The organism is Pseudarthrobacter oxydans (assembly GCF_013314975.1).
GTDB lineage: Bacteria > Actinomycetota > Actinomycetes > Actinomycetales > Micrococcaceae > Arthrobacter > Arthrobacter oxydans.
In genome coordinates, this window is the sequence record NZ_JABTYH010000010.1 from 36,888 (window position 1) to 57,093 (window position 20,206).

The 20,206-nt window shown below is 64.9% G+C and carries 19 protein-coding genes; 11 read left to right on the top strand and 8 right to left on the bottom strand.

Going from position 1 to position 20,206, the window contains the following annotated elements; translation table 11 throughout:
* The first annotated feature begins 17 nt into the window (after nt 1-17).
* The 5 genes from HTS88_RS08725 (at nt 18) to HTS88_RS08745 (ending at nt 4,235) form a co-directional block, all read left to right on the top strand.
* A complete protein-coding gene (locus HTS88_RS08725) occupies nt 18-359 on the top strand; it encodes a rhodanese-like domain-containing protein (RefSeq protein ID WP_174177418.1) in 342 nt (113 codons plus the stop codon).
* Nucleotides 360-409: 50 nt separating this feature from the next.
* A complete protein-coding gene (locus HTS88_RS08730; protein ID WP_174177420.1) occupies nt 410-706 on the top strand; it encodes a rhodanese-like domain-containing protein in 297 nt (98 codons plus the stop codon).
* A 61-nt stretch (nt 707-767) separates the two neighbouring features.
* A complete protein-coding gene (gene trxA / locus HTS88_RS08735) occupies nt 768-1,130 on the top strand; it encodes a thioredoxin (protein ID WP_174177422.1) in 363 nt (120 codons plus the stop codon).
* A 294-nt stretch (nt 1,131-1,424) separates the two neighbouring features.
* Nucleotides 1,425-2,837 carry an MBL fold metallo-hydrolase gene (locus HTS88_RS08740; RefSeq protein WP_174177424.1) on the top strand — a complete coding sequence of 471 codons (1,413 nt, stop codon included), beginning with the start codon at nt 1,425-1,427 and terminating at the stop codon, nt 2,835-2,837.
* A 123-nt stretch (nt 2,838-2,960) separates the two neighbouring features.
* Nucleotides 2,961-4,235 (top strand): MFS transporter, encoded by a 1,275-nt coding sequence (locus HTS88_RS08745; RefSeq protein WP_174177426.1) that lies wholly within the window; start codon nt 2,961-2,963, stop codon nt 4,233-4,235.
* 163 nt (nt 4,236-4,398) lie between these two features.
* Here the strand turns inward: HTS88_RS08745 and HTS88_RS08750 are convergent, their stop codons facing one another.
* From HTS88_RS08750 to HTS88_RS08765, 4 genes are all read right to left on the bottom strand, one after another.
* Nucleotides 4,399-5,505: an IS110 family RNA-guided transposase gene (locus HTS88_RS08750; protein WP_174177428.1), complete on the bottom strand. Its 1,107-nt coding sequence runs from the start codon at nt 5,503-5,505 to the stop codon at nt 4,399-4,401.
* Nucleotides 5,506-6,460: 955 nt separating this feature from the next.
* Complete coding sequence (locus HTS88_RS08755) at nt 6,461-7,057, bottom strand: recombinase family protein (RefSeq protein ID WP_174177430.1); 597 nt, start codon at nt 7,055-7,057, stop codon at nt 6,461-6,463.
* Nucleotides 7,058-7,241: 184 nt separating this feature from the next.
* Nucleotides 7,242-8,063: an RNase adapter RapZ gene (rapZ, locus tag HTS88_RS08760; protein WP_174177432.1), complete on the bottom strand. Its 822-nt coding sequence runs from the start codon at nt 8,061-8,063 to the stop codon at nt 7,242-7,244.
* A gap of 98 nt (nt 8,064-8,161) precedes the next feature.
* Nucleotides 8,162-8,518, bottom strand: coding sequence for a hypothetical protein (locus HTS88_RS08765; protein ID WP_174177434.1), 357 nt, complete (start codon nt 8,516-8,518; stop codon nt 8,162-8,164).
* Between the two features lie 274 nt (nt 8,519-8,792).
* Between HTS88_RS08765 and HTS88_RS08770 the strand changes: the two genes are divergently transcribed.
* The 3 genes from HTS88_RS08770 (at nt 8,793) to HTS88_RS08780 (ending at nt 11,945) form a co-directional block, all read left to right on the top strand.
* Complete coding sequence (locus tag HTS88_RS08770) at nt 8,793-9,986, top strand: ROK family transcriptional regulator (protein ID WP_425515556.1); 1,194 nt, start codon at nt 8,793-8,795, stop codon at nt 9,984-9,986.
* A 50-nt stretch (nt 9,987-10,036) separates the two neighbouring features.
* Nucleotides 10,037-10,189, top strand: a complete 153-nt coding sequence (locus HTS88_RS08775) for a hypothetical protein (protein WP_174177438.1) — start codon at nt 10,037-10,039, stop codon at nt 10,187-10,189.
* Between the two features lie 64 nt (nt 10,190-10,253).
* Nucleotides 10,254-11,945 (top strand): ribonuclease J, encoded by a 1,692-nt coding sequence (locus HTS88_RS08780; RefSeq protein WP_174177440.1) that lies wholly within the window; start codon nt 10,254-10,256, stop codon nt 11,943-11,945.
* Nucleotides 11,946-12,001: 56 nt separating this feature from the next.
* Here HTS88_RS08780 and HTS88_RS08785 read toward each other — a convergent pair whose 3' ends face one another.
* Together HTS88_RS08785 and HTS88_RS08790 are read right to left on the bottom strand one after the other, a co-directional pair.
* Complete coding sequence (locus HTS88_RS08785) at nt 12,002-13,297, bottom strand: MFS transporter (RefSeq protein WP_174177441.1); 1,296 nt, start codon at nt 13,295-13,297, stop codon at nt 12,002-12,004.
* A 57-nt stretch (nt 13,298-13,354) separates the two neighbouring features.
* On the bottom strand, nt 13,355-14,872 hold the full coding sequence (locus HTS88_RS08790) for a SulP family inorganic anion transporter (RefSeq protein WP_174177443.1): 1,518 nt from the start codon (nt 14,870-14,872) through the stop codon (nt 13,355-13,357).
* Nucleotides 14,873-15,045: 173 nt separating this feature from the next.
* On the opposite strand from HTS88_RS08790, the gene HTS88_RS08795 reads away from it, so the two are divergent.
* Nucleotides 15,046-15,405 carry a MerR family transcriptional regulator gene (locus tag HTS88_RS08795; RefSeq protein WP_306971290.1) on the top strand — a complete coding sequence of 120 codons (360 nt, stop codon included), beginning with the start codon at nt 15,046-15,048 and terminating at the stop codon, nt 15,403-15,405.
* Nucleotides 15,406-15,427: 22 nt separating this feature from the next.
* On the opposite strand, the gene HTS88_RS08800 is transcribed toward HTS88_RS08795, so the two are convergent.
* Nucleotides 15,428-17,023 carry a peptide chain release factor 3 gene (locus tag HTS88_RS08800; protein WP_174177445.1) on the bottom strand — a complete coding sequence of 532 codons (1,596 nt, stop codon included), beginning with the start codon at nt 17,021-17,023 and terminating at the stop codon, nt 15,428-15,430.
* Between the two features lie 144 nt (nt 17,024-17,167).
* Here HTS88_RS08800 and HTS88_RS08805 point away from each other — a divergent pair, with 144 nt between their 5' ends.
* Both HTS88_RS08805 and HTS88_RS08810 read left to right on the top strand, forming a co-directional pair.
* Nucleotides 17,168-19,189 (top strand): acyltransferase family protein, encoded by a 2,022-nt coding sequence (locus HTS88_RS08805; protein ID WP_174177447.1) that lies wholly within the window; start codon nt 17,168-17,170, stop codon nt 19,187-19,189.
* Nucleotides 19,190-19,241: 52 nt separating this feature from the next.
* Entirely contained in the window at nt 19,242-19,661 is a 420-nt protein-coding gene (locus HTS88_RS08810) for a hypothetical protein (protein WP_174177449.1), read from the top strand.
* A 3-nt stretch (nt 19,662-19,664) separates the two neighbouring features.
* On the opposite strand, the gene HTS88_RS08815 is transcribed toward HTS88_RS08810, so the two are convergent.
* Complete coding sequence (locus HTS88_RS08815; RefSeq protein WP_174177451.1) at nt 19,665-20,048, bottom strand: MerR family transcriptional regulator; 384 nt, start codon at nt 20,046-20,048, stop codon at nt 19,665-19,667.
* Nucleotides 20,049-20,206 lie beyond the last annotated feature (158 nt).

Here is a 20,206-nt window from a genome sequence, read left to right on the forward strand (position 1 = left end):
TCGAAGGAATGAACATCATGGGCCTCATCAGCTCTCTGAAGAAGGCATTCAGCAAACCGTACAAAACCGTCTCGGTGGCAGAAGCCAAGGACCTCCTATCCTCAGGCGCGGCGCTGATCGACGTCCGGTCAGCCCAGGAATGGCGGACCGGACGGGCACCCCAGGCAAAACACGTTCCCCTGGACCGGCTGCAGACCAGCACCGCCGGAATCAACAAGAACAAGCCCGTGATCGCCGTCTGCGCCTCCGGGGTCCGCTCCGCCTCAGCGGCACGGCTCCTCGCCTCCCAGGGCTACCAGGCCTACTCCCTGCGCGGCGGCATGGGCGCCTGGCGCGCAGCCGGCGAACCCGTCCGCTAACTGCACCTGACCGCTAACACCAGCCCACACTATTTCGAAGGAGAACCATCATGGCTGAAATCACCATCACCGAAGCCGAACAGCGCCGCACCACCGCCCGCATCCTGGATGTCCGCGAGGACTTCGAGGTCGAGGAAGGCATGATCCCCGGCGCCCTGCACATCCCCATGGGCCAGCTGCAGGCACGCCTGTCCGAACTGGACCCCGCCGTGCCCGTCATCGCGGTCTGCCGCAGCGGCAACCGCAGCGCCAAGGTCGCTGATGCCCTCAACGGCGCCGGCTACACCGCGGACACCATGACCGGCGGCATGATCGCCTGGACCGGCGCCGGGCTCCCCACCACCTGACCCCCCTCCCGGCCACGGCCACCAACCACCCAGGACAACGCCCGAAAGGACACGACAGACGATGGCAACCATCGACGTCACCGAACAGAGCTTCGCCCAGACCCTGGAGAACAGCGAGATCGTCTTCGTTGACTTCTGGGCAGCCTGGTGCGGCCCCTGCCGCATGTTCGCCCCCACCTACGGGGCCGCGGCTGACCGGCACCCGGACATCACCTTCGCCAAGGTCGACACCGAAGCAGAACAGGCCCTTGCCGCAGCAGCGAACATCACCTCCATCCCCACACTGATGGCCTTCAAGGACAAGACCCTGGTCTTCTCCCAGCCCGGAGCCCTCAACGCCACCGGCCTCGAAGAAGTCATCCAGGCCGTAAAGAACGCGGACATGAATGAACTCCGCGCCCAGGCCGGGCCCCAGAACGTGTGACGACAATGCCAGACGACCCTTGCGTACCGCACTGTCACGGCAGACGAACCCGCCACGGTGTGGCCGCGCGCCACGCTGGTGCACGTCCGGAGCCCTGAAGAGCACGCCACCGCACACGCCCCCGGGAGCCTGAACATTCCACGCAGGCCACCCACAGGCCTGCGCAGGCACCTACACAAGCTGTTCCACAGTAAAACGGCTTAGGCCGCAGCCCAGTTGCAAGATACCCCTGGGGGTATCTATACTGGATTCAGAACAAACCCTCACCCCCTTTCAACCAAAGGAGATCACCAGATGCTTATCGAGCGTATTTACGATGAAGACCTCGCCCAGGCCAGCTACCTGATCGGCTGCCAGGCCAACGGCACCGCCGTTGTTGTGGACGGCCGCCGCGACATCGCGGTCTACCAGGAACTGGCTGAAAAGAACGGCATGAAGATCATCGCCGTGACCGAAACACACATCCACGCCGATTACCTCTCCGGCACCCGCGAACTCGCCGCCGCCACGGGCGCGAAGATCTACGTCTCCGGTGAAGGAGGGCCGGACTGGCAGTACGAATTCGACGGCGAACGCCTCTACGACGGTGACAAGATCACCATCGGCAACATCAGCATCCAGGCCCTCCACACCCCGGGCCACACCCCCGAGCACCTGTCCTTCCTGGTCACCGACGGCGCCTTCAGCGACCAGCCCGGCTACCTGCTCTCCGGTGACTTCGTCTTCTCCGGCGACCTGGGCCGGCCGGACCTGCTGGACGAGGCAGCCGGCGGCATCGACACCCGCTTTGAAGGTGCAAAGCAGCTCTTCGCCAGCCTGCGGGAGAAGTTCCTGACCCTGCCGGACTACGTCCAGGTCCACCCGGCGCACGGCGCCGGCAGCGCCTGCGGCAAGGCCCTGGGCGCCATCCCGTCCTCCACGGTCGGTTACGAGCGGCTCTACTCCTGGTGGGGCCCCTACCTCGAGGCCAACGATGAGCAGGGCTTCATCGATGAACTCCTCGATGGTCAGCCCGACGCGCACGCCTACTTCGGCCGGATGAAGCGGGAAAACCGTGAAGGCCCCGCCGTCATGGGCGAACGCGCCCCGCTCGAGGAACTGGACACCGCTGACGTCGCAAAGGACCTGGCCGAGGACAAAGTCACGTTCATTGACACCCGCCCCAACAGCGAAGTTCATGAAGGAACGGTAGCCCGTTCCCTGAACGTGCCGGCCGGGAAGTCCGTGGCCAGCTACGGCGCCTGGGTCGTGAACCCCGAGACCGACAAGAACCCCCTCGTACTCCTCGCCCAGGACCAGGAACAGGCCATGGACATGTGGGACCACCTGGTCCGGGTCGGCATCGACAACGTCGCCGGTTACGTCACCAGCATCGAAGGGTTCCCCCTGACCACCCCGAAGCTGATCCAGCCCGAAGAGCTGCAGGGTTTTGACGCCGCCATGGTCGTGGACGTCCGCAACCGCAGCGAACACATCGCCGGGAACATTCCCGGCTCGTACCAGCTCAGCGGTGGCCGTGTCATGTGGCACCTAGACAAGCTCCCCGCCGAGGGCACCATCGTGACCTACTGCCAGTCCGGCGTCCGGAACTCCGTCGCCGCCAGCGCCCTGCGCCGCGCCGGATACGACGTCGTCGAACTCGACGGCAGCTACGCCGCCTGGGACGCCTTCCAGCAGACCCGACAGAACGCCGACGCCTCAGCCTAGACCCCTCACCAACCCCAGTACCGCCCGGGCAGGACCCCCCTCCTGCCCGGGCTCCCGGCCCGAGCGCGTTCCCCCAACGCACCCGGGCCACCTTCATGTAAACCCACAGGACGGAACAAACCGATGCACGGCAAAACACTTCCTAACGCCTACGGTTCAGTCGGTCCAGTGCTGGGTTTGCGGCAGAACTTGGCGCAGTTCATGCTGCTGGTAGCCATCAACGCCCTGGTGGGCGGAACCCTCGGACAGGAACGCACCGTCCTGCCCCTGCTGGCATCCCAGACATTCCACCTGGACCTGTACACCAGCGCTCTGACTTACATTCTCGCTTTCGGCCTGTCCAAAGCCGCGACGAACTACTTCGCCGGAACACTCTCCGACCGGTATGGCCGAAAACCCGTCCTCGTCACCGGCTGGCTGGTCGCGATTCCCGTACCGCTCATGCTCATCTTCGCCCCGTCCTGGGGATGGATCGTGGCGGCGAACGTATTCCTCGGCATCAGCCAAGGCCTAACCTGGTCTACGGCAGTGATCATGAAAATGGACCTGACCGGCCCCAAGCAGCGCGGCCTCGCCATGGGTCTGAACGAAGCGGCTGGCTACCTCGGCGTCGCTGTCACTGCCCTGGCCACCGGGTACATCGCCTCCACCTACGGGCTCCGGCCCGGCCCGTTCCTCCTCGGAGCCGCATACATTGCCCTCGGACTGGGCCTGTCCGTCCTGACGGTACGCGAAACTCGCCACCACGCCAAGGCCGAGGCCGCCCAGCACACCACTACACACAGCAGCGCACATGCCGGTCTCACCACCGGTCAGATCTTCACACTCACCAGCTTCAAGGACCGCTCCCTCTCCGCAGCCAGCCAGGCCGGCCTGGTGAACAACCTCAACGACGGCCTCGCCTGGGGTCTCTTCCCGGTCCTCTTCGTAAGTTCCGGGCTGAACCTGAACCAAGTGGGGATTCTGGCTGCCGTCTACCCCGCAGTCTGGGGCGCCGCGCAACTCTTCACCGGTGCCGCCTCAGACCGGTGGGGCCGCAAATGGCTCATCGTGGCCGGCATGATCGTCCAGGCCGCGGGACTCGCGTTAGTCGCCGCATCCCACACCTTTGGGCCCTGGCTCATCGCCGCAGTCCTCCTTGGACTGGGAACAGCCCTGGTCTACCCCGCCCTCCTGGCAGCCATCGGCGACGTCGCACACCCCACCTGGCGGGCCCGCTCCGTCGGGATCTACCGGCTCTGGCGCGACGGCGGCTTCGCAGTAGGGGCACTCCTGTCCGGTTTTCTCGCAGACCTATACGGGATTCCCGCAGCCGTCGCCACCGTCGCTGCACTCACCGCCGTCTCCGGCCTAGTAGTCGCCTTCCGAATGCGCGATAACGACCACACAGCAGGATAGAAATGGCCACTGTCCTGGTACGCAGCCTTCATGAATGAGCGCGAGACGCTCAGAACGGCCCGAGCCTAACGATGTCAGTGCCCTGGTGCGGTGAAGCAAACCCAGAGACCCAACGAGCACCTCGAAGCCAGAATCGCGGGTGCTGAGGAGTGACGGTGTGCTTCTATCCCTGGAAGGAGACTGCCCCTGCAGGTTGGGATGGCGACGGTTCCGCGGTGGCGTAAAGGGTGTTGAGTTGGCGGTAGAGGGTCCGGGCGATGTAGCGCTTGAGGGATCTGCGGATTTCGCGGTAACTACGTCCTTCTTGGGTGCGTTTAGCGACGTAGTCCCGTGTTCCGGGGTCGTGGGTCATCCGGGTCATGGTAATGGTGTGCAAGGCTCGGTTGAGGCGCCTGTCACCACCGCGGTTGAGCCTGTGCCGGACAGTGTTACCGCTTGAAGCTGGCAAGGGATTCACCCCTGCCAGTGAGGCGAAGGCAGCTTCGCTGCGAATCCTTCCTGGATGCGACCATGCTGTCAGGACGGTGGCGACTGTGACAGCTCCGGCGCCCACCATCTCCAACAGCGGTGCCGCGGGGCTTTGCTGGATCAGTTCTGTCATGCGCTTCTGGTTCGCAGTCAGCTGCGTGGTCACTTCCAGGACGCGGCGCGCCAGCCGAACGGCCTCCTCGCGCGCGATCGATAGTTCTATCTGTTCCTGTCGTTCCCGCCATCTGGTGATCGTGGCGATTTGGGCGGGAATCAGAGGTTTACGAGCGTCGATTCCAAGATCGTGCGCCCGGAGGAGGGCGGTGAGTGCATTTACGTTCATTGTTCGTTCCCGGGTCAGCTGATCCCGGGCTGCGCTCAGGATCCTGAGTCCGGCACGGGTTCCTTCATCCCGGCGCGGAGCGCGGAGCTGGGACTCCTCTAAGCCGATGACAGCGGTTCCGATGGCGGCGGCGTCCAGCGGGTCGGATTTGCCGATCGCCCGGCGCCCTCGGGCGTTCATCCGTGGAGCTTCGGCGACGTCGTAACCGGCGTCGGTTACTGCCCGGGCCAGACGTGCCCCATATGAGCCGATACCCTCAACGGCCCATAGACAGGCCATATCGCCGTCTGTCCTGCGGCCTACCCAGGCAAGTGCGCGGGAAATCCCTGCCGAGGTGGTCGGGAACTGCTCACACGCGACCCGTCGCTTGGTGCTGGCCTCGATGATGGCGTAAGTGTGTGTACGGGCGTGACAATCCACGCCGATGACGAACGGGCGGGTCTGCGCAACGGTAGTCATCGCGGCCACCCTCCTTCCTTTCGAACGGGCAAGAATGGCCGCAGCACGACCGGCGCTGGACCTGGGAAGAGTCACTTCGAGGCAATACTGTGATGAGCCACAACCTCAGAGGCTGGGCAAGCTTCTGATTAAGCCACCGACGTGGGACAGGCCAATGCCGGCCGCTCCACCCAGCGCGGACAAATCGGGGGAAACGCACCCTCAAGGGGCAATTGTTTTTTCGAGTCACGCACCGGGCAGAACGACCGGCATCAACACTGCCAGTTAGTCCCAGACCAACCACTGAAAGACTCACAGTTGTTTTTTGGCTGCTGGCGAAGCTTGCGGAGCTGTGCCCGAGCAGGCCCGTCTACCCGCAGGGCAAGGCACGGAAAATCTTCGGAGGAAATCAGCGACGAAGGAGCGCCGGAGAAGAATTTCCGGGCCGCAGGCCCCGACGAAGGAGGGGCTAGAGGGGCCGGAGCGGGCACGTACAATCCGAAGGAATCTCAATGATGTTGTCAACGGATTCCTGCGGGTCGGATAGGGGGCGGTCCTCTCCCGATCGGTGCTCCGGGGTAGGGCTCGCGAAACTTCTTTTCGCTCATGGTTGTGTTCCTTCCAAGTGGGTGGGGCGGCTTGTGGTGACCGGCCAGTTTCCCTCTCCCCCGGTTGTTTTTTGCCTGCTGGCGGAGCAACGCGTAGCTGTGCCCGACGGAGCCGGGGCAACCCGAAGGGCAAGCAGCGGATGGGTTGTGGGAGGAAATAAGCGAAGCGCCGACACAAGGCATCAGTTGCGCAGCCGTCCGCAGGACGGTTGAGCCGGTGGAGCGGGCACGTACGATCCGCAGGACAGCAGCAAAAAACAGAAAAACGCTTCTACAGCCCGAGCGCAGCGAGGTCCGATCCCCTAACCCAAGCGCTGCATGGGCGAGGCTGGAGACGGTGTCAGCCGTTACCCGCTCTTCAGGAGCACCTACGGGGTGCTGTTCTGGCGTGCAGCGAGGGCCTGCTGGTGGCGGTAAAGCGTTGCACGGCTCCAGCCCACGAGCCGGGCGGCGTCTTCCGCGGTACGGCCCTTCGCGCGGGCGTCCTGGGCGATCGCCAGCTTGTCCGCGATGACGGCCGGGTCGGACAACGGCCGGCCGAATCGGGTTCCGTTCTGCCTGGCGGCCGCGATGCCGGCGTTGACACGTTCAACGATCAGCTCGCGCTCATACTCGGCGAGGGTGGCGAGCAGGTTCAGCATCAGCCGGCCCGTTGAGGTCGCGGGGTCGATGCCGTCCGAGATGGATCGGACGTGGATGCCGCGGTCGCGCAGCAGGGTCACGGTGTTGAGCACATCGATCAGCGATCGGCCCAACCGGTCGACCCGCCACACCACAACGGTGTCGCCCTCCTCGGCGTATTCGAGAAGTCTTTTCATTCCGGGCCGCTCGATGGCGGTCTTGCTGCCCGAAGTCACGTCAGCGAAGACGTCGCGTTTCTGCACGCCAGCGGTGACCAGCGCGTCCAGCTGCAGCTTTGCATCCTGACTGGAAGTGCTGACGCGCGTGTAACCAAGTTGCCCCACCAGGCCATTCTGACTCGAAAAGTCCCCGATGTACCCTCGGTGAGACGACTGCTGGTGAGACGTGTTTCCGAGATGCAGGGAGCCCTGCTTTCGCGCCGACCCGTGTCAGTTTCAGAAGGCGTCTGCACTGGATGAGTGAACCCGCCTGCACTCCGGTTGGATTGGCCCGGCTCGGCGCTCTTGCCTATTCACGCCCGAGGTCGCGGTGGTGGGTGGCGGCGGTGACGTTGGGGAATTGAGCGAGACGGGCTGAGAGTGCTTCGGCCATGGCAACGGAGCGGTGTTTGCCTCCTGTGCAGCCAATTGCGACGTTGACGAAGTGTTTGTTTTCGCGGCGGTACCCGTTGATGACGGGGACCAGGGCTTGGACGTAGCGGTCAAGGAAGTCCTTGGCTCCGACGGCTTCGATGACGTACTCCCGTACTTGGGGCTCCAGGCCGGTCAGTCGTTGGAGTGCCGGTACCCAGTGCGGGTTGGGGAGGAACCGCACATCGGCGACGTGATCAGCATCCAGCGGCAGCCCGTACTTGAAGCCGAAGCTCATGACATCCACCCGGATCACAATCGTTCCGGTGGAAGAAAACAGTTCGGTGATGGCCGTGGAGAGGGAGTGGACGTTCATTTCCGTGGTGTCCAGGACAATGTCTGCAGCACTTTTGATGGGCCGGAGCGCTTCCCGTTCCGCATTGATTCCCTCAAGCGTTCTTCCGCCGGCCTGCAGCGGGTGAGGCCGGCGTTCTTTTTCGAAACGGCTGACCAGCGCGGCGTCGCTGGCGTCCAGGAAGAGCAGCCGGTAGGGAAGGTCCGCTGACAGATTGGTGCGGAGGTCGTTGAAGAAGTCGCCTCCGCGGATGTCCATGACGACGGCCAGCTTCTGGGGTTCATCGGGCGTTTTGGTGACCAGTTCGGTCAGGGCCGCCAGCAGCACCGGGGGCAGGTTGTCGATGACGTGCCAGCCGTGGTCCTCGAGTGCGTTGGCTGCACTGCTGCGCCCTGCCCCGGACATGCCGGTGACAATCAGCAGTTCAGGATGTTGTGCCGTCTTTGGATTGTCGGTTCGTGGCGGGCGCCGCACCGGGTGAACCCGTCTAACCGGCCTGGGAGTCAAGAGTCCAGGATTCCTTTCAGGACCTCGGCTTCATCCCAGGGCAACAGAAGCTGCGTTTCCTTTGATTCTCCGGAATGGCTGAGGGTCAGGTGCAAAATCAGCCCCGGCTTGTTTCCCCCTACTTTCATGGCGCTGACCGCCAGTACCCGCCAAGGGACGTCGTGCAGGGTCAGGATGCCTGAGGAGTGGCCTGCATTTCCTGCCTGATGCCTAAGGACCCAGTCCTCGCCGCTGTCCATGATCTCTTTATGGGAGGCGCACACAGGCAAGGCCTGCTCGTCCGGGCCCTCGACATAAAAAACTTCGTCCGCTCGTGCGGTGCAGCGGTTTACCGAACACTCTTGCATGGTCACTCCCCGTGTCTTGACGGCTTGTTGTGCAGGACCTTAAGGGCAGCCGATGTCCGAAGATCGGGTCAAAACCGCCATCATATCTACCATAACGTAAGAGTAGAGTCTTCGAGCAACCCCTACTCTACAATTATGACCCTAACCTAACGTTAGGGTAGAGTTATGGGTGTTCTACCTCTACCACCATTCCTTTTCCCCATCACCCGCGCCGAGGAGATGCAGCGACGTGGCTTCCCCCCGCACCAGTGTCCGCCCGGTTCCGGGCGCGCAACCGACTGTGTCAGGCGCTGCCGTATCTGCGTTCCGGGGACGACAGGACGCAGAGGTTCCTCCTGGTTCCCAGCAGGCGCTGGGCTTGCGGAACCGTGAACTGGTGGTGGAGAGCCTGCTCTCTGCGGGGCCGGCGACGCAGGCGATGCTGGCCCGTTCGACGGGCTTGTCGGCTGCAACAGTGTCGAACGTCGTAAGCCGTCTCAGGCGCGAGGGCCGGGTTCGGACTGACTTCACGGTCAGCACCGGCCGGCGGGCGGTGCTGGTGCAGTTGCAGGCCGTGAAATTCGTCGCTGCGGGGATTGAGGTCTCTGGTGACCGGATGCATGCGGTCCTTCTGAGGCCCGGCGGGGATGTTTTGGCCGGGTCCAGCACCCCGGTTTCAGACCCCGTCACCGGCGCCGATTGGTCCGCCGTCATTTCAGGTGTGCTGACGCTGCTGCTGGGTCGCCCTGAAGCTGAAGGAAGCACTCTGGGCGCGGCGGGTGTTGCCCTTCCTGCTCTGACTGGGTCCGGCAGGGAGCAGCTGCCAGACTGCCCTGACTTCCTCCTCCCTCCGGAAGAAGATCTTCAAGCCGTTTTGGGTATGGGGTTGGGTGTCCCCGTGACCGTCGCTTCGACCGCTGCCATGTCAGCGTTTGCTCATGCCAGCAGGCTGGAGGGGAACAGCGCGGCGTTGCTGTTCCTGAATGTGGGTGCTGAGGTCACGGCCGGGATCGTTATTGGAGGTCAGCCGTACACCGGCCACGCCGGACTGGCCGGCCAGCTCGGGCATATCAGGATCAATGATCACGGATTTCCCTGCCGTTGCGGCAACAGGGGTTGTTTGAACACGGTCTGTTCTGTCCCCGCGATGCTGGCCGCTTATGCAGCGGGTCGCGCACCGGTCACGCTCCAGGAATTCGTGGTCAGGGCCATCGCCGGTGACCCTGCAGCCCAACGGATTGCCGAGGGGGCTGCCGAAGCGCTCGGTCTTGCCGCGGCCGCAGCCGCGAATATCATCAACCCCCGCCACATCATTCTCGGCGGTCCACTGCGTCCCTTGGGCGCGTTGCTGCTGGACCCATTCCGCCGGACCCTGATCCGTGAAGCCAGGCCCGGCATCGGGGACGGTGCAGAAGTCAGCCTGAGCACTTTGGGCGCTGATGTCGCGGCGGCTGGCGCTGCGTTGTCTGCAGCCCGTCATATCACCACGCTTTGACCAAGACCTGTGCGGGAGCTGCCGCGCATCACAAGGAAAGAAGGAGCACCATGTCTGTATCCCAGACCATCCGTAAGACCGTTACCGTGGAGAACGCCGCGCATGCGGATGAAGTCACGGTACATTTCGAAGTGGACGTCAACTGCCAGTGCGCTTCAGGCCAGGGCGGGTCCTACACTGCCACCGAACCGCCACGCCGCTAGGCACTGCCTCCCGCGCATTGCGGGCAACAGCACAACGCCGCCGAGTCTAAGGAAACCAGCACCCATGAACCATGCCCACATCGAACATAAGACGCCGCCAAAGCTCGCGCACGGCGCCCTGCGCGTCGTCGCCCTGGGAGGCATCGGGGAGATCGGCAGGAACATGACCGTCTTCGAATACGGAGGCAAGCTGCTCATCATCGACTGTGGGGTGCTGTTCCCGGAGGACCACCAGCCCGGGGTGAACCTGATCCTGCCGGATTTCTCGTCCATCCGGGACCGGCTCCAGGATGTGGTGGCCGTGGTGCTCACGCACGGGCACGAGGACCACATCGGCGGGGTCCCGTACCTGTTGCGGGAACGGCCTGATATTCCCGTGGTCGGGTCCAAGCTGACGGTCGCGTTCATCGAGGCCAAGCTCAAGGAGCACCGGATCACACCCAAAACCGTCCAGGTCGCCGAAGGAACGTCCCTCTCCCTGGGTCCGTTCGATCTGGAGTTCCTCGCCGTCAACCATTCGATCCCTGACGGGCTGGCGATCGCGGTGCGGACCGGGGCGGGGCTGGTGCTGCACACCGGGGATTTCAAGATGGATCAGTTCCCGCTGGACCGGCGCATCACCGACCTGGCCGGGTTCGCCCGGCTGGGCACTGAGGGTGTTGACCTGTTCCTGGTGGACTCGACCAATGCCGACGTCCCGGGGTTCACCACCTCGGAGAAGGACCTGGCCCCGGCCATCGATACCGTGTTCCGGACGGCTCCGCGGCGGATCATTGTCTCCAGCTTCGCCAGCCATGTCCATCGGATCCAGCAGGTCATCGACGCCGCGCACCGGCACAAACGCAAGGTCGCTTTCGTGGGCCGTTCCATGGTCCGGAATATGACCATCGCCCAGAACCTGGGCTACCTCACGATTCCCCGCAACACCCTGGTGGATTTCCGCCGGCTGCAGAAGAGCGATGACCCCAACGTGGTCCTGATCTGCACCGGCTCCCAGGGTGAACCGCTGGCCGCATTGTCCCGGATGGCGAAGAAGGACCACGCGATCAGCATCGCCGAAGGTGACACTGTCCTGCTGGCCAGTTCATTGATTCCGGGGAACGAGAACGCCATCTACGCGGTCATCAACGCCTTGACCCAGCTCGGCGCGAACGTGGTCCATAAGGGTAACGCGAAGGTCCACGTCTCAGGACACGCCAGTGCCGGGGAGCTCGCGTACTGCTACAACCTCGTCAAGCCCCGTAACGTCATGCCGGTCCACGGGGAATGGCGGCACCTGAAAGCCAATGCCGCGGTGGCCGAAAGCACGGGGATCGACCCGGCACGCATTGTCCTGGCGGAAGACGGCGTCACCGTGGACCTGCACAAGGGCCGGGCGACGATTTCCGGCAGGGTGACCGCCGGCCTGGTTTTCGTTGATGGCGATAACGTCGGCGGCACCACCGAGGACACCCTGCGAGAGCGCCGCCAGCTGGCCGAGGAAGGGTCCGTGACTGTGCTGGCCATCCTCGATGCGGAGACCGGAGAGCTGGCCGAACCTGCGGAATTCTTCACCCGCGGGTTCGCCTGCACCGACGCGGATCTGGACAAGGCCGCTGCGGCGGTCGGCAAAGCGGTCGGGCAGGCCCGCCCGGCCCGTGGCGGGCGCGGGCCGGTCAAGGACCCGGAGGCTGTGATCGAGCAGGCCACTGCTGACTGGATGCGCCGGTTCTATAACCGGGCCCCGGTGGTAACCGCCATCGTTGTGGACGCCTAAAGGGCGATCCCACAGGTGAAGGCCAGGTCCAGCAGCGCGGCCTGGCCTTCACCTGTTTAAACCTTCGCCGGGGCGCGGCGCCGGAGTATTCCGCCGGTGCTGCCCGGTGCCGGGCAGAGCAGCGCGAACACGGCGACCCCGAGGGGGATTACCGCGGCAAACAGGGCAGGCATCACGTAGCCGCCGCTGGCGTCACGGCCCAGTGAAAACAGGATAGGACCCAGTGCGGTGGACCCGACGTTGATCGCCGAAATGACGCCCCTGATCCCGCCGATGCTGGCGGTTCCGAAGTAGTGCGCCAGGGCGATCGGTTCGACGGCGCGCACCGCTCCGCCGGCCGCGCCGAGCAGCAGACCGTAAAAGATTCCCGACAGTGTTCCGGTGACCAGGGGCAGGAACAGCAGGGCGGCAGCAAGAAGTCCCATGGAACCTGCCAAGGCCAGGCGCGGGTCCAGGCGGTGTGAGACGGCGCCCAGGATGATGGTGGCGAGGATGCCCGTCACTGTTTGCGGAATGAAGTTCGCGGCGGCTTCGGTGCTGGTCAGACCGCGGGCGGTAAGGATGGACACCTGGTGGAATGCCAGCGCCGTGGAGAGCATACCGGTCGCCGCCAGCGCTGCAGCGATGGCCCAGAAGACCGGCGTCCGGGCAGCCTGTTTGCCACTCCATAACCGCTCATGGGCGCGCCCGTCCGCACGCCCGGCTGCGGGAGCAGTTGCCCCGGCAGGATCGGGATGGGCGGGATCCTTGGCGGGGACTGTTGGTGGGCGGTGCCGCGGCAGCAGCAACACCATCGGCAGGATGACCAGCAGGACCGCTGCCGCTTCGAGCCGCCACGCCTGCTGCAGGCCGCCGGCGCTGATCAGCCGCTCCACCAGTACCGGTGTCAGGGAAATACCCGCCGATCCGACGGCGGCGGTGATGCCCACAGCCAGCCCGCGCCGTTTGGTGACGGCTTTGACGACCGCTGTGGTGGCGGCGAGGGTGAGCGCGCCCTGCCCGGCCATCCGCAGGAAGACGAACCCTGCGGTCAGGCCGAGGATTTCGGTGACGAAGCTCATCGCCAGCAGGGTCCCGGAGAAGACCAGGGCGGCTGCGGTGATGACCAGCCGGGCACCCCACTGGTCCAGGGCCCGGCCGATAAAGGGCAGGGCCAGGGCCCCGGCGAGGGTGCCGACCAGGTAGCTGAAAGAGATGTCGGTCCGGCTGACCCCGAGCTGGTCGATGAGGGGATCGGTGAAGGGTGAGAGGCCGGCCGTTTGTCCCGGCGCGCTGGCGGCGGTGATCAGCGCGGCCGCGGTAACGGTACCGGCCCAGGACTTCCGCCCGGCCCCGACGTGAGGCCCGCTCACCCCCGGCCTCCCGGGTGCGGGCGGCCGGGGGCACCGGACGAGACGCTCCTGGTGGGGTCAGTGTGCGCCGTTGAGCATCCCGCCGAGGCGTTCGCGGATGGCCGCGCTGGCCGTATTGAGCCCTTCAACTTCAACCTCTTTGCCGTAGCTGTGGTACTTCGCGGCGATGGAATCAAGCGCCGCGATGGTGGATGCATCCCACAGGTGGGAATCATAGAGGTCGATGACGATCCGGTCGGGGTCCTCGGCATATTCGAACTGCATGTACAGGTCGTTGGAGGAGGCGAAGAACAGCTCCCCGCTGACCTTGTACTTGGCGAACGTTTCCCCGAAGTGCTCTTCGATGGTGCGCTCCACGCTCATGAAGTGCGCCACCCGGCGGGCGAACGCGACCATCGCGACCAGCACACCGAAGATCACACCGATGGCCAGGTTGTGCGTGGCGACGGTCAGGACGACGGTGGCGAGCATGACGGTCGTTTCGCTCTTGGGCATGCGCTTCAGGGTGTTCAGCTGGATGCTGTGCCAGTCAAAGGTGGCGATCGAGACGAAGATCATCACCGCGACCAGGGCGGCCATCGGGATCAGCGCCACGATGTCCCCGAGCGCCACCACCAGGATCAGGACGAAGACCCCGGCCATAAAAGTGGAGATCCGGGTCCGGGCGCCGGAAGCTTTGACGTTGATCATGGTCTGGCCCACCATCGCGCAGCCGCCCATGCCGCCGGTGAAGCCCGAGATGACGTTGGCAACACCCTGGCCCCAGGACTCGCGGGTCTTGAGCGAGTGCGTATCGGTCACGTCGTCCACGAGCTTGGCGGTCATCAGCGATTCCATCAGACCCACCACCGCCATGCCGGCGGCGAACGGGGCAAGGATCTGGAACGTCTCGAAGTTCAGCGGAACGTTGGGGAAAAACAGCGATGGAAGGCTTTCAGGCAACTCCCCCTTGCCACCGACGGTGGGGACGTTGATGGCAAAGACGACGGCGGCCGCGGTCAGGACCACAATGGCCACCAGCGGCGCCGGGACCACCTTGGTGATGCGGGGCAGCAGGAAGATGATCACCAGTCCGACGGCGACCAGCGGGTAGACCAGCCACGGGACCCCGATCAGCTCGGGCAGCTGCGAGGTGAAAATCAGGATCGCCAGGGCGTTGACGAAGCCCACCATCACAGAGCGCGGTATGAAGCGCATCAGTTTGGCTACCCCGAGCAGGCCCAGGATGATCTGGAAGATGCCGGCGAGGATGACGGCGGCGATGAAGTAGTCCACGCCGTGGGACTTCACCAGCGGGGCGATCACCAGGGCTGTGGCCGCTGTCGCGGCGGAAATCATTGCCGGCCGCCCGCCGAGGAAGGCGATGGTGACGGCCATGGTGAACGAGGCAAACAGTCCCAGCCGGGGGTCAACCCCGGCAATCAGGGAGAAGGCGATGGCCTCGGGAATCAGTGCCAGGGCCACGACAAGCCCGGCGAGGACCTCAGTGCGCAGCAGGCGGGGGGAACGGAGGGTGCGCCAGACGGACTGGCGTTGCTCCGGGGTCAGGGTTGGCGCGTGGGCGGCAACAGTCATGCGGGCTCCATTTCATGGGTTATGGGCAGACGAATGCCCGGGCGGTGCGAGTGTGGGGAGGCGCCGCGCTGCGCCGGTAAAAGTAGGGGGAACTTCCGGCCCACCACCAACTGTACCCTAACGTAATGGTAGACTTCTAATCAGGAGCTGTTACCGCCCCGGAAGGAATTACTGTGCATATTGGGCAACTCGCCGAACGCACCGCACTGTCGCTGAGGACTATCCGGCACTATGACTCGGTCGGTCTGCTGCACCCGAGCGCCCGCACGGAGGGTGGTTTCCGGGTCTATTCCGAAGAGGATTATGAGCGTCTGCTGCTGATCCGGCAGGCCAGATCCCTTGGCTTTGGCCTGGACGAGATCGCGGAGATGCTTGATGTCCTGACCTCCCGCGGATCGAGGTCCCCGCAGGCTGCCCGAGACGAGCTTGAGTCGATGCTGCGTGAGGCGACAGCCCGCAGGGAAGCTTTGGCTTCGGACCTGGGGCGGGCGGACCAGTTCATCGCCGTCATCAGCGACCGGATGGCCGGCTGACCCCAGGGTGGCACGCGCGCGGTCAGGCGCCGATGTCCGTGAGCTCCACGCCGGGGTTGTCCTCGCGGAAGTGCGCGAGTTTGTACCGGTCCGCGAAGAGCGCCAGGGCTTCCCCGTCGGAGCGGTGCATGATTTCACCGCCGCGGAAGGTTTCGGGCAGGCTGGAGCCCTTCGCGTCCACGTGCATCGCCAGGGTGTAGGGCAGGGCTTCAAAGGTTGCCGGGGCGTGGAATTCCCCGGCCATGCGGTGCTGCGCCACCTCGAACTGCAGGGCCCCTACTGCCGCCAGGACGGGCGCCTGTTCCCCGCGCCGGTCCGAGCGCAGGACCTGGACCACGCCTTCGTGTTCGAGCTGGGTGATGCCGCGCCGGAACTGTTTGTACCGCCCCGGGTCTGCGGCCCGGGCGACCGTGAAGAGTTCCGGGGCGAAGTGCGGGATCTCCGGAAACCGGACCGGTTCGGTGGCGTAGAGGCTGTCCCCGACCCGCAGGCTGGCGGCGTTGACGAGCCCGACGATGTCCCCGGGCCAGGCAATATCAATGACTTCCCGGCTGCGCCCGATGACCCGGTGGGCGTACTTGGTGGCGAACGGGCGTCCCAGCCGGGCGTTGGTCAGGATCATGCCGCGTTCAAAAATTCCGGAGCAGACCCTTAGGAAGGCGATGTGGTCGCGGTGCGCGGCGTCCTGGCCTGCCTGGACCTTGAAGACGAACCCGGAAAAGCCGGCATCCACGGGCTGGTGCCCGCCCTCCGCGGTGGCGCGGGCCGACGGGGCCGGGCCGAGTTCGGCAAGCACGTCCAGCAGCTGCCGCACGCCGAAGTTTTTGGCGGCGGCGGTGAACAGGACGGGGGTCTGCCGTGCTGCGTGAAAGGCTTCCCGATCGAATTCTCCATGGGAGTCCGCGACGAGTTCGGCCTCCTCCAGCGCCTCCCGCCACTGCCCCTCCATCGCCCCGGATCCGCCCGGCACTGGTGTTTCCAGGCTGGGCAACGCACCGCCCCGGACCGCTTCCAGCCGCACCGCTTCCCCGCTGCGAAGGTCAAAGAGCCCGGTAAAGGCCCCGGCCCTGCCCGCCGGCCACGTCAACGGCACAGGAGCCATGCCGGTCCGCCCGGCAACCCCGTCGATGAGGTCAAGGGCTTCAAGCCCTGGCCGGTCCCACTTGTTGATCACCGTGATGATCGGAAGCCCCCGCCGCCGGCACACGGCCAGGAGCTTCAGGGTCTGGGGCTCAAAGCCCTTGGCGGCGTCGATCAGCATCACCGCAAAATCGACCGCTGCCAGGACCCGGTAGGTGTCCTCGGAAAAGTCCGCGTGGCCCGGGGTGTCCACCACATTCAGGACCGCGCCCCGATGGTTCAGCTGAAGGGCGGCGGAGCTGATCGAAATTCCGCGCTCCTGCTCCAGCCCCATCCAGTCCGAGACCGTCCCGTGCCGGCTGGACTTGCCGTGCGTGACCCCGGCGTCCTTGATCACGCTGGCATAGAGCGCCAGCGCTTCGGTGAGCGTGGACTTGCCCGCGTCGGGGTGGGAAATGACCGCGAACGTGCGGCGCCTGCCCGCCTCCTCGAGGACGGGCGGGCTGTGCAGGGCGGGGATGTTTGCTGTCCTGGGCATTCTGGGCCTTCCGGCTGCTCCATCGTTGATGTTCCTACGTCAACTACACTCTACCCTAACGTTAGGGTAGAGTGTAGTTGCGAAGCGTTATCACCCACCGGACCCTGCAGGAGTATTTTGCCGACCCCCACGCACAGAACGCTCATGGCTGAACCTCAGTCCGGAACGCGGTTCCGGCCCGAAGTTCAGGGCCTGCGCGCGGTCGCGCTGCTCATCGTGGTGCTCTATCACGTCTGGTTCGGCCGGGTGTCCGGCGGGGTGGATGTGTTCCTGCTGGTCTCGGCATTCCTCCTCACCCTGTCATTCGCGGAGCGTGTGCGCTCGGGTGAGCCGTTCAGGCTGCGGCGGTACTGGGCGAGGATCTTCAGCCGGCTGCTCCCGCCCGCCGCGATCGTGCTGCTGGCCACCGTCGCGGCGGGGGCGGCGTTCTTTCCCCAAGTCCGTTGGGCGGAGCTGATTGAACACGCCTGGGCGTCCCTGTTCTATGTACAGAACTGGGCGATGGCTTTCGGTGCCGTGGACTACCAGGCTGCGCAGGCAGCAACAGCCAGTCCCTTCCAGCACTTCTGGTCAATGTCCATCCAGGGCCAGGTGTTCATCTTGTGGCCCCTCCTGCTGCTGGGCGTCCACGCCGCGGCCCGGCGGACGGGCTTGTCGTTCCGCGCTCTCGCCGCCGTCCTGTTCGGCGTGATCTTTGCACTCTCCCTGGCCTTTTCAATCCACCAGACAGCCACCAACCAGTCCTTTGCCTACTTCGACACCCGCACCCGCCTCTGGGAATTCGCCCTCGGCTCCTTGCTGGCCCTGGTACTGCCGTACCTCCGCCCGGGAAAGCCGGCCCGGATCGTGCTGGGCTGGGCCGGGCTGGCCGCGATCCTGTTCTGCGGGGCAGTGATCCAGGTGGACAACCAGTTCCCGGGATGGGCCGCCCTCATCCCCACCCTCGGCGCAGCCATGGTCATCACCGCCGGCAATACAGGACACCGTTTCGGGGCTGACCGGCTCCTGACCGCCGCGCCGGTCCGGAAACTCGGGGGAATCTCCTACGCCCTTTACCTGTGGCACTGGTCGGTCCTGATCACCTACCTGGTCCTGACCCAGGAAGCCGGAGTCACCGCAGCTGCCGGCGCTTTCATCATCGGCGCCTCGGGCATCCTGGCCTGGCTGACCACCCGGCTGGTGGAGCGCCCGCTGCGCTCGTGGGGCTGGATGCACCGGCGTAAACGCCGCAGCGCCGCCCTGACCATCGCCCTGGCCATCGGCGTCGCAATCCCGCTCGGGGCATGGGAAACGCGCATCGGACTCACCGAACGCCAACTCCGCGTGCAGGCCGAGCAGCTGAACCTGAACCCCGGCGCCGCTGTACTGGAGCCCGGACATACCGGCCAGGACCTTCCCGACGCCCCGCTCATCCCGGCCGAAACCGCACTGGATGATGAATGGGGCAACGCCGGCCCCTCCTGCACCCCCGGCTACGCCCCCGGGCATCCGGCCCTGGAATCCTGCCAGCAGATCGAACCGGACACCGAAGCCACAAAAACCGTTGTGGTGATCGGCGACTCGCATGCACAACAGCTCATGCCGGCCCTGGTCCCCACCGCGCAGGAGCACAACTGGCGGATGATTTCCCTGCTCAAGAACGCCTGCCGGTACGGCGCCCAGTCACCCGAACGCGACACCGAATGCAACGAGCGCAACGATGCAGCCCGGGACTACGTCCTTGACCTGGCCCCCGACGCCGTCATCACCCACGGCACCCTCAGCTACGAGGACGAACCCAGGGAAGGACTCGTCCCCGCCTATGAGCAAGGCATCCGGCCCTTCCTTGATGCCGGCATCGAAGTCGCAGCCGTACGCGACAACCCGCGGTTCCCGTTCCACATGTTCGCCTGCGTGGGCCTGCACGGCCAGGACTCCCACCAGTGCAACCCCGCCAGGGACGAGGTCCTGCTCGAGGTGAACCCGCTGGAGGAGCTGGCCACCCGCGAACCCCTCCTGCACTCCGTGGACCTCACCAACAGCATCTGCACAGACACGACATGCCCGGCGGTCATGGGCAATGTCTACGTCTACCGGGACCACGACCACCTCAACAAAACCTACGTCGAAACCATGACCCCGGCCGTGAAGCGCACTTTATTGGCCGCCACGGGCTGGGGCGGCTGACCGGCTGCCATGTCAAGAGAATTTCCATCACTAACGAGCCCGGGAGCGTATCGTGACACCGTTTGAGGCCCTACCCCACAGCAGCAACCTGCTGGACATCCGCGGCGCGGCAGCAGCCGCCGGGGTCTCCGCCGAATCAGTCCATCACCTGGTCACCCTAAGGATCATCAAAGCCCTCGAAGAAGACCCCGAGCACGGGCCCTTGTTCGGTGTTGAACAGATCCCGGTACTGGAAATTCTCAGCGCGATGAGCGTGCTCAACTTCCGGATCGAGGACATGCGCGACATGGTCCGGGTCATAGATACCCTCGGACAGCAGCCGGCCTCGGAACTCGCCGCACGGTACCGCCTGCGGCTCGGGCTGTTCACCGAAGCGCTGCAGCACAGGCCTGTCGTGACAACGGAGCAGCAGGTATCAAAAAACCATCTGATCCATGCGCTCACCACCCGTTACACCTGGCTGAGCAGCTAGGGCCTAACTGTTCTTGCCCATCCGTTCAATGAACTCATCAGCCTGGGACAGGTTCCGTGCGATCTTTGCGCGCTGGCTTTTCGCCCGTTCCATGAATTCCGCGAGCTTCTCCCGGCCAGCCCCCTCTGCGGCCCCGGATTCCAGGGCGGAGAGGATGTCCAGGATCTCCGCCATCTCCTCAAGAGAGAATCCCAGGGGCTTCATCTGTTTGATCAGTGTCAGCCGCTCGACATCGTTCTCGGCATAGACCCTGAACCCACCCTCGGTGCGTCCCGTGGCGGGCAGAAGCCCGACCTCGTCATAGTGGCGGATAGTCCTCAGGGACAGCCCGGTCCTTTCAGCCAGTTCACCAATATGCATGGTGCGGCTGCTGATCCGTTCCGTCATGAATGACCTCCTGCGTTGCCCGGCCTAAACTCTACCACCACGTTAGGGTAGACTTGGGGGAAATGGGTGTAGACGTCCAAGCCTAGTTGCTGGTGTTCTCATTCACGGCGCTCCGGTGCGCCCCCAGTTTCCCCTGAACAGTCGAAGCCGCTCCCGCG

Coding starts and splice junctions, on each gene's coding strand:
- HTS88_RS08725 (WP_174177418.1), top strand. CDS start 18: ATGGGCCTCATCAGCTCTCTGAAGAAGGCATTCAGCAAACCGTACAAA.
- HTS88_RS08730 (WP_174177420.1), top strand. CDS start 410: ATGGCTGAAATCACCATCACCGAAGCCGAACAGCGCCGCACCACCGCC.
- trxA (WP_174177422.1), top strand. CDS start 768: ATGGCAACCATCGACGTCACCGAACAGAGCTTCGCCCAGACCCTGGAG.
- HTS88_RS08740 (WP_174177424.1), top strand. CDS start 1,425: ATGCTTATCGAGCGTATTTACGATGAAGACCTCGCCCAGGCCAGCTAC.
- HTS88_RS08745 (WP_174177426.1), top strand. CDS start 2,961: ATGCACGGCAAAACACTTCCTAACGCCTACGGTTCAGTCGGTCCAGTG.
- HTS88_RS08750 (WP_174177428.1), bottom strand. CDS start 5,505: ATGACTACCGTTGCGCAGACCCGCCCGTTCGTCATCGGCGTGGATTGT.
- rapZ (WP_174177432.1), bottom strand. CDS start 8,063: ATGTCCGGGGCAGGGCGCAGCAGTGCAGCCAACGCACTCGAGGACCAC.
- HTS88_RS08775 (WP_174177438.1), top strand. CDS start 10,037: ATGTCTGTATCCCAGACCATCCGTAAGACCGTTACCGTGGAGAACGCC.
- HTS88_RS08780 (WP_174177440.1), top strand. CDS start 10,254: ATGAACCATGCCCACATCGAACATAAGACGCCGCCAAAGCTCGCGCAC.
- HTS88_RS08790 (WP_174177443.1), bottom strand. CDS start 14,872: ATGACTGTTGCCGCCCACGCGCCAACCCTGACCCCGGAGCAACGCCAG.
- HTS88_RS08800 (WP_174177445.1), bottom strand. CDS start 17,023: ATGCCCAGGACAGCAAACATCCCCGCCCTGCACAGCCCGCCCGTCCTC.
- HTS88_RS08805 (WP_174177447.1), top strand. CDS start 17,168: ATGGCTGAACCTCAGTCCGGAACGCGGTTCCGGCCCGAAGTTCAGGGC.
- HTS88_RS08815 (WP_174177451.1), bottom strand. CDS start 20,048: ATGACGGAACGGATCAGCAGCCGCACCATGCATATTGGTGAACTGGCT.